Genomic DNA, 13,091 nt, shown 5'->3' with positions numbered 1-13,091 from the left:
CGCGTAGCTCCTCCCCCGAAGGCGTCAGCGCCCGTGCGCCTGCGCTTCCGGCAGCAGCCGCCAGAGAAAGTCCCGCGTGTTGCCTCCCATCACGCGCGCCACCTCGTCCTCACGCATGCCGGCCTTGAGCAAGGCATCGGTAATCACGACGACGCCGCGCGTGTCCCACGGCGTCTTCGTGGCCCCGTCGAAGTCGGACCCCAGCGCCACGTGCCGCACACCCATGACGCTCACGGCGTGCTGAATGGCCTTCACGATGTTCTCGATGGTGGGCGCGCACACCGCGCCGTCCCAGTAGCCGATACCGATGAGGCCCCCGTTGGCGGCAATCGCCCGCAGCTGCGCGTCGGTGAGGTTGCGCGAGCCCGGACACACCGCCGCCACCCCCGTATGCGACACCACCACGGGACGCGTCGCCACAGCCAGCACCTCCTGCACCGTGCGCGGCGAGGCGTGCGCCAGGTCCACGATGATGCCGAGCTGCTCCATGCGCTGCACCACCTGCCGGCCGAAGGGCGTGAGCCCGCCCTGCGACACGCCGTGCGCACTGGCCGCCACCTCGTTGTCGAAGAAGTGCGTCAGCCCCATCATGCGATAGCCGTGGGCGAAGAGCACGTCCACGCTCGCGAGCTCGCCGTCGAGCGCGTGCAGCCCCTCGATGGCCAGCAGCGCACCCACCTGCATGGGGTCGCCACCGCGCCGCTCCACAAACGCCTCGAGCGAATCACGCGACGTGATGAGCGTGATCGCCCCCCCGGCGCGCAGCACGGCATCCTGCAACCGCTCAGCCTGATACGTGGCGCGCGCCCGCAGGCTGCGTCGCGTTTCACTGGGCCACCGCTGCGCCAGCGCGAGCAGCGCGATGTTGTCGGTTTCGCCGGTGTTGCGCCCGTAGTTCATGTCGCGCGGCGTCTTGGTGACCACGCTGAACACCTGCAGCGCCACCTTCCCCTCCTGCAGCCGCGGCAAATCCACATGCCCGCGGTCCACGCGCTCCAGCAGGTCGCGCCCCCAGAGCAGCTCATCGGCGTGCAGGTCGGCCACGAACAGCGTGCGATGCAGCGCCGATGCGCGCGGGGAGACGTCGGGAATGGTGGGGCTCACCACGCTGTTCATGCGACCATCCACCACCACCGGGACGATGGTGAAGAAAGCCACCACGGCGGTGACCAGCAGCACGATGAGGCCAAGGAGAATTTTCTTCATGACGGGTGGCGGTTCACCGCAGTCCGCGAGGCATCTCCTGGCCATTCATCTCGCGCGGATTGGGCAGCGCGTTGGGGACGCTGGGTCCGCGGAAATCCCCGCACCGATCGAAGGCGTCCTTCGATCCCGCATCGACGGTATCGGGCACGGCGGCGCGATCCACACGCATCGTGTCGTTCTTGTCGCGGGCCTGCGCATAGAATCGCTCGCAATAGGCGCGCATGGTATCGAGCCGTTCGAGACGGCGCACACCGGCGTCGGCGGCGCGGCCGAACCAGTACCAGGCCCCTGCGCCCACGACGACGGCCAGCAGCAGGCTGCCGATCGCGGCGGGGGGCGGGCCACTCGGTGCCGTGCGCGAGGGAGAAGGTGAGGCGGTGCGTTCGTCGGTCATCAGCAGGGGAGCAGGTCAGCAGCAGGTCGTCAGCAGGTCAGCCGGCAATCGTCGGGCGGAAGCGCGGGGGACGCCGCACGCGCGTCTGCTGCTCGAAGGCGTACCCCAGCGCCAGCAGCGACTTCTCGCTGAACGCCGGGCCGATGAACGACACGCCGAGCGGCAGCTCCTGCACGTAGCCCATGGGCACGGTGAGGGACGGATAGCCGGCCACGGCAGCGACACTCGAATTCCCGCCGCTGTAGCGGTCGCCGTTGATCCAGTCGGTGGGCCACGACGGCCCGTTGGAGGGCGCCACCACGGCCGTGAGCCGATGCTCGCGGAAGAGTGCGTCGAGCCCTTCGTCACGCGACAGACGCCGGCAGGTGGCGAGCGCCTCCTGATACGCCGTGTCGGTCAACGGACCCTTGGCCGCGGCCTGCTCGAACAGCTCCTGCCCGAACCACGGCAGCTCGGTGCCGGCGTTCGCCGTGTTGTACGCCATGAGCTCCGCGAGCGTGTGGTGCGCCACCGTATCGCCCCGCGAGGCGAGATACGCCGTGAGGCCGTTCTTGAACTCGTACAGCAGCACCTCGAGTTCCGCGGCGTCGTACTTGCCCACCGTGGGCACGTTGCACGGATCGATGAGGGTGGCACCAGCCTTCCGCATCACGGCCAGGGCGCGATCGAAGGCGGCGTCGGCTGCCGGATGGAAGCCGGCCATGTTGCGCGCCACGCCAATGCGTGCCCCGTTCAGCGCATTCGGGTCGAGCGCGGCCAGGTAGTCGTCGGTGTGACGCGCCGCGTCCGCGGTGGCTGCATCGCGCGCATCGGCCCCGCGAATGACCTGCAGCACCAGCGCCGCGTCGGCCACCGTGCGCGTCATGGGACCGGCGGTATCCTGTGATGCCGAAATGGGGATGATCCCGGCCCGGCTCACGAGCCCCACGGTGGGCTTGAGCCCCACCAGGCCGCAGATGGCGCTCGGGCAGATGATGGAACCATCGGTCTCGGTGCCGATCCCCACCACGGCAAGGTTGGCCGCAATGGCGGTGCCCGTGCCGCTGCTCGATCCGCACGGATTGCGATCGAGCACGTACGGGTGCCGCGTCTGTCCGCCGCGTCCACTCCAGCCGCTGGTGGAGCGCGTGCTGCGGAAGTTGGCCCACTCGCTGAGGTTGGTCTTCCCCAGCAGCACGGCGCCTGCCTCACGCAGCTTCGCCACCACCGTGGCGTCCCGTGGCGCCGGCTTGCCCACCAGGGCCAGCGAGCCGGCCGTGGTCTGCATGCGGTCGGCGGTGTCGAGGTTGTCCTTTACCAGCACCGGCAGCCCATGCAGCGGGCCACGTACACGCCCCGCCCGGCGCTCGGCGTCGCGCTCGCGCGCCAGGGCCATGGCGTCGGGGTTCACCTCGATCACACTGCGCAGCCGCGGTCCTGCCGCATCGATGGCCGCAATGCGCGCGAGATATGCGGCCGTGAGCGCGCTCGACGTGAGCGTGCCCGCCTGCATGCGCGCCAGCAGCCCGGCGGCCGTGGCCTCCTCGAAGGCGAAGGCCGGCGGCTGCGCGGCAGGCTCGGTGGGGGCAGTGACGTCGGCAGGCTCCGCCGCGTGGGCGACATGCGGAACCAGCGCGGCCCCGGCGGCAACCGCACCGGCGGTGTTCAGGAAGTGGCGACGATCCATGGTCGACTCAGGAGGTGATCAACGAAGCGCCGCGGCCAGATCGGCGAGCAGGTCCTGCACGTCTTCCAGCCCAACGCTCATGCGCACGAACCCTTCCGACACCACATCGCCGCCCCAGCGCGCGCGGCGTTCGGCGCTCGTGTGCAGCCCGCCGAAGCTCGTGGCCTCGTACACCAGCTGCGACTGCGCGAAGAAGCGCGCCGCCGCCTCGGCACTCTCCAGCTCGAAGCTCACGACGCAGCCGAAAGCGGCCATCTGCATTGCGGCAATGGCGTGTGATGGATCGTGCGGCAGTCCGGGATAGCGCACCCCCCGCACGCGGTCGTGCGCCGCCAGGAACTGCGCCACCTGCAAGGCCGATCGGCACTGCTGCATGAGACGCACGTGCAGCGTGCCCAGCGACCGGTGTGCCAGCCAGGCTTCCATGGGACCGGGAATCACCCCCATGCGTGTGCGCCAGAGCCGCAGTGTCTCCACGTGCTGCGCATCGCGCGCCGCCACATGCCCCAGCACCAGATCGGCGTGGCCCGTCATGGCCTTGGTGTCGGACACCACGCAGAAGTCGGCCCCCAACGCGAGCGGCTGCTGCAGCAGCGGCGTGGCGGTGGTGTTGTCCACGGCCACGAGCGCGCCCAGCGCGTGGGCGCGCGCCGCGAGGGCGGCAATGTCGCACACGTCGAGCCCCGGGTTGGTGGGCGACTCGAGCCACAGCAGCGAGACGCCACCGGGCCCCGCCTCGTCGAGGGCGCGCTGCAGCCCATCACCCGCCGTGGGCGCCATGATCACGCGTATCCCCTGCGACGCGAACCACGCGCCGTCGAACGGCTGCGACGCAATCACGCGCGTGGTGTAGTAGCACTCCTGCGGCATGAGCAGCGTGCCGCCGGGCGGGACCATCGTGGCCAGCACCGCTGCCGTGGCCGCCATGCCGCTGGGAAAGAGCAGGCACGGCCCGCCCTCGAGCGCGGCCAACGCCGCCTCGTAATGCGTCCACGATGGGTTGTGAAAGCGGCCGTAGGTGTACGGCGACTGCGCCGGGTCACCGGGCGCGTGATAGGGCGCCGCGAACACCGGCCCCGGCAGGTACGGCGTGCCCGCCGCCTTGGGCGGCAACCCGGCGCGCACCACCTGCGTGGCGCCCTGCCACGCCCGGTCGTTGGCGCTCACCGCCCCCTGGTCACTCACGGGGTCAACGGTGCCGGCGGATACACCGCCTCGTCGAGCGGCTTCGCCTCCTCAATGAGCATCACCGGAATGCCGTCCTGCACCGTGTACACCAGCTTGCTCTCACGACACACCAGCACCTCCGGCGGGCCGGCGTGGTACTCCAGCGGGGCCTTGCTCTTGGGGCACACGAGAATGCGAAGGAGTTCCGGGGCGAGACTCATGTCAACGAGGGCAGAAGAATGGCGGGGCGTGACATCAGGACGGACGATGATGGCGCGGCGCCTCGGCGGTGAACGCCAGCCGCGGTCCGCCCAACAGTTCGATGCAGTACGGGATGGCGCCCCAGACGGCGCGCAGGCACTCCTCGATCGCCGCCGGCTTCCCCGGCAGGTTGATGATGAGGGAGCCACCGCGGGTGCCCGCCAGCTGCCGCGACAGAATGGCGGTGGGCACCGACTTGAGGCTTTCGGCGCGCATCTGCTCGCCAAACCCCGGCAGCACCCGCTCACACACGGCCAGCGTGGCCTCGGGGGTCACATCGCGCGGCGCCGGCCCGGTGCCGCCGGTGGTTACGACGAGATGGCACCGCGTCTCGTCGGCCAGCTCGCGCAGCGTCGCCTCGATGACCGCCTGGTCGTCGGGCACCAGCTTGTACACCTCGTGAACCGGCGTGGCCACCCACCGCGCGAACACGTCCCGGATGGCGGGGCCGGAGCGATCATCGTATACGCCCGTGGAGGCGCGGTCACTGATGGTGACGATACCGAGGGAAAGCATCCGTCAATCTACTACGGAAAGAGACCGTCGCGGTTGCCTCCCGGGTGATCGTCTGCTCCACGGTCCGCGACGGCTGGTCTCACGTCGCTACCAGCGCCCGAGTTCCACGGAAATCGCCCGGCCCGGACCGATCAGCAGCGCGCTGCCGTCCACACGCTGATTGTTGGTGAGGTTCTCCGCCCGCACGCGCCAGCGCCAGCCCGCGACCGTGGGCCCCTCGTACCCCACGTGCCAGCGAGCCGACGAGGGGATGGTGATGGGGGTAGTGGCAAGACAGCCGACATCACGCTCCACCACACAGCCCCCGATGGCGCTCCGCCAGGGACCGATGATGCTGCCCCCCGCGGTGAGCGCGCCACCGGCGATGGGCATCGTCCACGCGAGCGCGGCGGTGAATTGCGGGGCTTCCAGTGGACGCCCACCAACGGACAGAACGCCGACGTAGCCCGTGTCCAGACTCGCAATGCGCGAGTGAACCACGCTGCTGTTGGCATGCCACCGACCCCACGAGGTACGCAGCGTCGCGCTCAGCTCCAGGCCATGCGCATCCACGGTGCCGATGGTGCGGTACTGCAGCTCCCGCCGCCGCTCCACCCCCGTCGAGTCGATGACGCCCGTCGCGATGCGCTGCGTGAACCCATCCGTGCGTTGTCGGAAGGCGGTAACCTCCACCGACGCCGCGGTGCCGACGGCCCCCGTGATCCCCAGCTCGGTCGCCTGTTGACGCTCCCCCTCCAACAACGGGTTGGCAATTTGCACGAATCGCGACGTGCTTCGCGCGGCGCTCATGCTCGGCGTGGGCGCGCGGGCACTGCGGCCATGGGCGAACCGCACGCGGGAGGCAAAGTGCCCGACGGTGGGCAGGGCCCACTGCATCCCCAGGGACGGCAGCCAGAGCCACCGGCGAGCCTGCCCGAAGGCATCGTTCCACTCGCCCCGCATGCCGAGCGACCAGGTGGCGCTCGCCAAGCGCCCGCGGAGCATGGCCGTGCCACCCACCAGTGACTGGGTCACGGAGCTGTCGCCGAGGGAGTTCAAGGCCCCGTTGCTGTCCGGCGCCGTACGCACCAGTCGCGCGGCATCGCCCAACACCGTCATCGCCAATCCCTCGCCCCACAGCGGGAGCTCGCCGCGATAGCGCGCCGTCCACCGACGGACAGGGCCACGCCACGCCACCCGCACACTGTCGAGCAGCGAACGTCGCCGCGCCTCCGCACCCGCTTCGCGATCGGAATAGGCCACGGCCGCCTGCAGCGCTTGGGCAGCGCGAGGCGATCCCCACCCCACCGACACACCGGCATGCGCCTCACGCACCAGCTCCTCGTCCAGCGTCGCCTCGTTGGGCGGCGCGACGCGGCCAGCGGTCGCCGCATTGGGGAGCGATGCGGGAGCGAATACCTGAATCTGACGCCCGGTTGCCCCCCGAACGGTAAGGGCCCCACGCCACGCGGGGGCATGAAGACTCGTCGACCACGCGCCGCTGGCAACCGTGTTGCGCGCTCGCCCCACCGGCACCTCTTGCCCTTGCACCGACGTGGTGACCCCCGTCGCCAGGCGCCACGGGGGCGCCAGTGGGCCTTCCCCGGCGCTTCTGCTGCCCCATCCGCGCTGCCAGCGCCCGGTAGCCGCGCCGTCCACTGACCAGAGCGATCCACGCTGCAGGGGTGCGGTCGCCGCACTCGTACGCATCGACAGCGGCGTAGCCGAGGGCGCGTCATCGGCTGCGGCAACGGCCCGCGTCCGGATGGCCAACACGCCATCGAGCGCATCGGTCCCGTATGCCGCGGCGCCGGTTGCGCCCGGCAGCCACTCCACCTCGGCAATGCTGCGCAGGTCCCCCACGAGCACGGCCGATGGATCGGCGGCTTCGACCCCGTCCACGAAGATCTTGACCCCGGCGCCGCCATCGGCACCACGTCCGCGTACACTCGCCACCCGGAGCGCCCCTGCCCCGCGATCCCACCCCGCGAGACCGGGGAGTTGACCACGCAGCGCGTCGCCCAGGGTCAGGGTGCCCTGCGCCAGGAGACTGTCGGCATTGAGCACCACACGCCCGCCGCCGTCACCGGCGGAGACGCCGACAAACGGGAGCGCCGGCGTCGGCCGCAACCCTTCGACCCGCTGCAGGGGCAGCTGTTGTAGCGCTGCGACCCGCGCTCCCTCATCGGGGGCCTCGGGCGACGGCGCCACCATGAGCAGACCGTCACGCAGCAGCGGACGCAGACCGGTTCCGCGCAGGACCGCACGTACCGCCGCCAGGCCGTCGAAGGGGTCACACCACACCGACACCAGTACCGGCGGCACGTGCGCGCTGCTGTACGACAACCGCCAGCCGGCGCGGGTCGCAATGATCTGCAGCGCCTCTGGCAGCGGTCGAGGACGTAGCCGCCAGCCACCGGCGCGCGCGGGCCATTCACCCGCAACACACAACGGCGCCCGCAGCGAATCGCCCGCCGCGGGCATGGCCAGGGCTCGAGCACCCGGTACGGCCAGCAGGGCGCTCGCGGCCCACAGTGCTGGCGCCAGCGACGCGCGTACGTTCATCGAAGGGCGCGTCGCAGCCTCCAACCGCTGCTGGTCGAGTCGACCGAGGCACCCACGATGGTCGCCAGCACGTCAATGATGGTTTGGGGTGATTCGCCCGCAAAGGTGGCGGTGATCCGGTGCGCTCCCAGGTCGCGGTCCACCTCGAGCGTGTACCCCGTCCACCGGCTCACACGCTGCGCCACCTCGGCGAGTGGCTCATCCGCGAAGACCAGCACGCCACGCGGGCCCTCGGTCACACTGCGGAACAGCGAGGGGGGCAGTGGCGCGAGCAGCCCTGCGCCGCCCACCACGCCGCCGTTCCCCGCGCGGAGCGTATCCCGACGTGCACCCACGACCACCGCACCCTCCACCACCGCGACCAGTGCATCCGCTTCCTGCCCGCGCACCACGAACGCGGTACTCACGTCCTCCACGACGACGCCTCGCGTTCGCACCTGAAAGGGCAGCGTCCCTGGCGCAACGCGAAACGACGCCTCGCCTTCGAGGGCGAGTTGTCGATGCGTCGTCCCGAATCCCGGAGCGGCGCGCACCGTGCTGCCGGGGGCGAGCGTCACCTGAGATCGATCAGCAAGCATGACCACGCGCGGGGTGGTCGCGGCCGTGGCGGCAAGGGCGTCAGACGCCGTGGTGCCGGTCGCCGCAGTCGAAGAACGCCGTAACCAAGACGTGCCGCCAAGGACGAAGACCGTCAGCGTGGCCGCCGTAGCCAACGGCCTCCGCCAGGCTTGCCACAGCGACGCGGCGCGACTCCGGGACACGCGCGTGGCCGTCAGCGGCACCGGCGCGGCACGCGAGCGAACCTCGAACGCCCGCGCCTCCTCGAAGCGTCGCATCGCACCCGCCGTGTCCCACGCCACTGGCGGCACGGTCGCGAGCGCGGCAGCACTGTCCCACGTCGCTTCGGCCTGGCGAAGGATCACCTGGCCCGCCTCCGTGGCGCATATCCATGCCCGCACGCGGGCCGCCTCCTCGGGAGCCAGGCCGCCGGTCACCAATCGGGTGGCCTGCAGCCAGAGTAAATCGTCGGAATCGGACATGGAGTGGACCAATTACGAGTGTCGGTCGGTGAACGGCGTCAGGGTAGCGTCGGCCATGGGTGTCTTGTCTGGGCATGCGATCGCTTCACTCTACAAGGACACACGGACGTCGTCCTACCCTGACAACGCGTCGTCACCGGCATGGGCCGCCCTGACCAGCCAACGCCCAGCCGATCTCGAACCGTTGACGTGACAGACGCCGAGACCTTCGACGCGACGGTGCGGGCCCTGCACTCGCGGCTCGCGGCGGCCGCGTACATGATCGTGCGCGACAAGGCGGCGGCCGAGGACATCGTCCAGGACGCACTCCTGGCCACCTGGCGGCGGCGCGATTCCCTGGGTGTGCCGGAAGGCCTGGCCGCGTATCTGTTCCAGGCATGTCGGAACCGGGCACTCAACCATCTGCGCAATCAACGCCGACGTGACCGCACAATGGCGGCCGATCCCGAGGCAACGATGAACGTCGCCGCACCGGCATCCAGCGCAGATCAGACGATCATGGCGACCGACCTGCGCCGGGCGTTGGACGACGCCATCGCCACCCTCGCGCCGGGCGCGCGCGACGTCTTCCTCCTGAGCCGTGAGCGCGGTCTCTCGTACTCCGAAATCGCAACCCTCCGGGACATCTCCGTCAAGACGGTGGAAACCCAGATGAGCCGCGCGTTACGCGCGCTACGCCAGCGGTTGCAGGCATGGCAGCCGTGATGTCAGGGGGAGACGCCCTCCGGGTGTGTGGTAGGCATCGTCAGCGCTGGCGTGCTGGCACAGCCGACGGTGCTGCTCACCTCCTCAACTTTCCGGAGTGGTTCATGTTCATGTTTCCGATGCGCGGCCGGTCGACGGTCGCCACCACGGGCTGGATGCCGGTGCTTGTGCTCTCGCTGGTCACGGCCTGCAGCGAGACAAGCCCGGTGTCACCGTCCGCCTCCACCGGCACGCGCAGCGGGCTCGCGGGGCAGGTGGCCGCCAACGACAGCATCATCAACCTCACGGCGTCGGCGACGCAGCGTGATGGCAGCACATCCACACCGCGCACGCCAATCAGCAGTGACGAACCCGGCCTGGGGCTCCCGGCGTCGCTGGCGCTGACCCCGGCGCAACAGCAGCAGCTCAACGCCCTTCGCGCCGCACACGCCCAGCAGACGGCAGCGGACGTGGCGGCGTACAACGCGATTCTTGCACAGGCGCGGGCCGCGCGGGTGGCCGGCGCGTCCGCGGCGACCATCGATTCGATCGTCGCCACGGGCACCGCAGTGCAGAAGCGTCTGGAGACGGCGGACGCGGCACTGCTCAAGAACATCGACGCCCTTCTCACGCCGGCGCAGCGCCAGTGGCTGCAGACATGCCAGACGACCCCCGCGCTCTCGCAGGCGCAAGCGGAGCAGATCGCTGCATTGGAACGGGCGTTCGCGAGCGCGAATGCCGCCGATCTCGCCGCCATCGAGTCGGCGCTGGCCAACATCACGAAGCTGCGCAGTAGCGGACAATCCAGCAGCAGCATCGAGACACAGGTTCGCGACATCCTCAACCTGGTGACGCCGGCGCGTGAGCGGGTGCGGGCGGCGCAGCAGAAGCTGGCCGCCGACATCGCGCAAATCATGGGCACGTCGCCCTGCCAGGGCTAAGCACCTGGCGTACGGCCCCTGCGACCGGATGGGTCCAAGGCCATCCGGTCGCAGGGGGTTACTTCGGCACCATCCCCGCGCACTGGTCGGCACCCACCGTGTCGGGGGTCCCGTACATCGACTTCACCACCTGCGCCTTGCCACCGTCGCGCGCCGGCGTCACAACGAACAGGGTCGCGTAGCTCGCGTCGCAGAGGTCCGGCAGGGTGGTGCCGGCCAGCGCATTCACGATCGCCGGAATGGTGTTGGAGTGTCCCACCACCAGCACCACCCCGCTGGCCTTCATCACCGCCGCCGCCACGTGCTGCACGTGCTGTGCATCCAGCGGAATCACCGTGGGGGTCACCCCAACTCGCTGTCGCACCACCGCCGCCGTTTCCACGGTGCGCTTGCGCGGGCTCACCACGATCGTGCCGGGGGTCGTGAGGGCGAGCGCCTTGTCCAGCGCCTGCGCCCGGGCCACCCCCGCCTCGCTCAACGAGGGGTCGTCGGCCGGCGCCGGCTGCTTTTCGCCGTGCCGCACGAGCATCACGAGCGAGGGCTGGGCGGTAACCTGATGCGGCATCATAGCGCCAGCAACAAGCCCAATAAGAGCGAGAAGAGCTGTTTTGGTCATGATGAGCAAAGGTTAGCCCGCCGCGCGCTCCCTGTCGAGCAGCGCCCGCTTGCGCTTCAGCCCCCAGCGATACCCCCCGAGACTGCCGTCGGCCCGGAGCGCACGATGACAGGGAATGAGCACCGCCAGCCGGTTCGCGCCGCACGCCGTCCCCACCGCCCGCACCGCCTCAGGGTGGCCAATCCCCGCGGCCACCTCGCCGTAGCTCACCACCGAGCCGGCGGGGACGCTCAACAGGAAGCGCCACACCTTGATCTGAAACGCCGTGCCCCGCACGTCGAGCGGCAGCTGCGGACAGGGGCCGTCCCCCTCCACGTGCGCGGCCAGCGCCTCCATCCACGCATCGAGCGGTTCGCGCGCCGACTCCACCGCCGCCTCGATCGTGGCGCGCGGATAGTGGTCGTGCAGCCGCGCCACCAATCCGTCACCATCGTCGCCGAACTCCACCTGGCACACGCCACGCGCCGTGGCCGCCATGAGCAGCGCGCCGAAGCCCGTCTCGCGCACCGCGTACACGATCGACTCGCCGGCGCCGCCGGCCCGATAGGCCGACGGGGTCATGCCCAGACCACCGGTCACCTGCTCGTACACGCGGCTCGAAGAGCCGTAGCCGGCGGCATACGTCGCCGCCAGCACGGCTTGCCCGGTGCGCAGCGCCTCCTTGAACTGCGACAACCGGCGCGCGGCCTGGTACTGATGAGGACTGACCCCCATCACCGCGCGAAAGGTTCGCTGCAGGTGATGCGGACTCATGTGGACTTCGCCGGCCAGTCGCGCCAGCGGGAGCCGTTCACTGGCGTGCGCCTCGATGAACGCGGCCAGCTGCCGCATGCGTGCCACCAGCGCGGGAGAAAAGGGCTTGCTCATCGGTATGGTTCGTCGTGATGCATGCCCCACACGAAACAGCGCGAGCCGCGGCCGCGCACTCCGAATCGTGCGGAGTGTGCGGAATGTCGCATATTGCCCCGCATGCTGCTGATCTACGGGGCCAACGGATTCACCGGCCAGCTGATTGTCGAGGAGTGTGTGCGGCGCGGGCTGCGCCCCATCGTGGCAGGGCGCAACGCCGAGGCCGTGCGCGCCCTGGCGGCGCACCATCAGCTGGAAGCGCGGGTGGCGCCCCTCTCCCGCCACCTCTCCCCCGATCTGCCGCGCCTCACACCGCCGGACCCGCTTCCGCCGCCGCCCAGCGACGAACTGCGCGCCATCCTCGCTGGCGTACACGTGGTGCTGCACTGTGCGGGGCCCTTCTTCCGTACCAGCGGCCCCATGGTGCAGGCCTGCCTCGAAGTGGGCGCGCACTACCTCGACATCACCGGCGAAATCACCGTCTTCGAGGCTTGCCGGCACCAGCACACGGCGGCGCGGCAGCGTGGCGTGGTCATCCTCCCGGGCGTGGGGTTCGATGTGGTCCCCACCGACTGCCTCGCCGCTCGCCTCGCCGCCCAGCTCCCGGGCGCCTCCTTGCTCGAGCTGGCCTTCGCGGGCGGTGGCGGCTTCAGCCGGGGCACCCTCAAAACCATGCTTCTGGGCGGCAGAGACGGCGCCATCCGGCAGGATGGCCGCATCGTGACCGTGCCGCGCGCGTGGCGCACGCAACGCATCCCCTTTCGCGACCGGCCACGCACCGCCATCACCATTCCGTGGGGCGATGTGAGCACCGCGCAGTGGAGCACGAAGATCCCCAACGTGCACACGTACCTCGCGCTCCCGCCCGCCACCCGGCGCCTGCTGCCGCTCATGTCACTGCTGCAGCCGCTGCTCGCCCTTCCCGCCGTGCGCCGGTTCGCCGAGCGGCAGATCGACGCGCGGGTGAGCGGACCGTCGGCGGACGTGCGCGCCAGCGCCCGCATGCAGCTCTGGGGTCGGGTCACCCACCCCGACGGGCGCACCGTCGAAGAAACCGCCACGGTCCCTGAAGGCTACCGGTTCACCGCCCTCGCCGCCGTGGAGTGCGCGCGCCGCATGCTGGCGGCGCCGCCCGCGGCGGGTTATCACACCCCATCCACCGCCTTCGGCGCCCGTCTCCTCGACGAGCTCACGCACATCCCCTAAG

Annotated in this window: 13 protein-coding genes; 3 read left to right on the top strand and 10 right to left on the bottom strand. The window is 70.5% G+C overall.

Going from position 1 to position 13,091, the window contains the following annotated elements; genetic code table 11:
- Positions 1–24: 24 nt before the first annotated feature.
- From O9271_RS04190 to O9271_RS04155, 8 genes are all read right to left on the bottom strand, one after another.
- Complete coding sequence (locus O9271_RS04190) at positions 25–1,206, bottom strand: dipeptidase (protein WP_298266362.1); 1,182 nt, start codon at positions 1,204–1,206, stop codon at positions 25–27.
- Positions 1,207–1,219: 13 nt separating this feature from the next.
- On the bottom strand, positions 1,220–1,600 hold the full coding sequence (locus O9271_RS04185) for a hypothetical protein (protein ID WP_298266361.1): 381 nt from the start codon (positions 1,598–1,600) through the stop codon (positions 1,220–1,222).
- 37 nt (positions 1,601–1,637) lie between these two features.
- On the bottom strand, positions 1,638–3,266 hold the full coding sequence (locus O9271_RS04180; protein WP_298266360.1) for an amidase: 1,629 nt from the start codon (positions 3,264–3,266) through the stop codon (positions 1,638–1,640).
- An 18-nt stretch (positions 3,267–3,284) separates the two neighbouring features.
- Positions 3,285–4,451: a cystathionine gamma-lyase gene (locus O9271_RS04175; RefSeq protein WP_298266359.1), complete on the bottom strand. Its 1,167-nt coding sequence runs from the start codon at positions 4,449–4,451 to the stop codon at positions 3,285–3,287.
- Positions 4,448–4,654, bottom strand: coding sequence for a Trm112 family protein (locus O9271_RS04170; protein ID WP_298266358.1), 207 nt, complete (start codon positions 4,652–4,654; stop codon positions 4,448–4,450). The genes O9271_RS04175 and O9271_RS04170 overlap by 4 nt, the downstream gene beginning before the upstream one ends.
- 34 nt (positions 4,655–4,688) lie before the next feature.
- Positions 4,689–5,210: a molybdopterin adenylyltransferase gene (mog, locus tag O9271_RS04165; RefSeq protein ID WP_298266357.1), complete on the bottom strand. Its 522-nt coding sequence runs from the start codon at positions 5,208–5,210 to the stop codon at positions 4,689–4,691.
- A gap of 87 nt (positions 5,211–5,297) precedes the next feature.
- Positions 5,298–7,754 (bottom strand): TonB-dependent receptor, encoded by a 2,457-nt coding sequence (locus O9271_RS04160; RefSeq protein WP_298266356.1) that lies wholly within the window; start codon positions 7,752–7,754, stop codon positions 5,298–5,300.
- Positions 7,751–8,794, bottom strand: a complete 1,044-nt coding sequence (locus tag O9271_RS04155) for a FecR domain-containing protein (protein ID WP_298266355.1) — start codon at positions 8,792–8,794, stop codon at positions 7,751–7,753. The genes O9271_RS04160 and O9271_RS04155 overlap by 4 nt, the downstream gene beginning before the upstream one ends.
- 189 nt (positions 8,795–8,983) lie before the next feature.
- On the opposite strand from O9271_RS04155, the gene O9271_RS04150 reads away from it, so the two are divergent.
- A complete protein-coding gene (locus tag O9271_RS04150) occupies positions 8,984–9,499 on the top strand; it encodes an RNA polymerase sigma-70 factor (RefSeq protein ID WP_298266354.1) in 516 nt (171 codons plus the stop codon).
- Positions 9,500–9,603: 104 nt separating this feature from the next.
- Complete coding sequence (locus O9271_RS04145; protein ID WP_298266353.1) at positions 9,604–10,419, top strand: Spy/CpxP family protein refolding chaperone; 816 nt, start codon at positions 9,604–9,606, stop codon at positions 10,417–10,419.
- A gap of 58 nt (positions 10,420–10,477) precedes the next feature.
- Here the strand turns inward: O9271_RS04145 and O9271_RS04140 are convergent, their stop codons facing one another.
- Both O9271_RS04140 and O9271_RS04135 read right to left on the bottom strand, forming a co-directional pair.
- Positions 10,478–10,987, bottom strand: coding sequence for a phosphoglycerate mutase family protein (locus O9271_RS04140; RefSeq protein ID WP_298266352.1), 510 nt, complete (start codon positions 10,985–10,987; stop codon positions 10,478–10,480).
- A gap of 60 nt (positions 10,988–11,047) precedes the next feature.
- The gene (locus O9271_RS04135; RefSeq protein ID WP_298266351.1) at positions 11,048–11,902 is read right to left on the bottom strand and encodes a methylated-DNA--[protein]-cysteine S-methyltransferase; all 855 of its coding nucleotides are present in this window, start codon (positions 11,900–11,902) and stop codon (positions 11,048–11,050) included.
- A gap of 102 nt (positions 11,903–12,004) precedes the next feature.
- Between O9271_RS04135 and O9271_RS04130 the strand changes: the two genes are divergently transcribed.
- Positions 12,005–13,090, top strand: coding sequence for a saccharopine dehydrogenase NADP-binding domain-containing protein (locus O9271_RS04130; RefSeq protein ID WP_298266350.1), 1,086 nt, complete (start codon positions 12,005–12,007; stop codon positions 13,088–13,090).
- Position 13,091 lies beyond the last annotated feature (1 nt).

Origin of the sequence: Gemmatimonas sp. (assembly GCF_027531815.1) — a bacterium.
GTDB lineage: Bacteria > Gemmatimonadota > Gemmatimonadetes > Gemmatimonadales > Gemmatimonadaceae > Gemmatimonas.
This window is presented reverse-complemented; position numbering and strand designations above follow the sequence as displayed.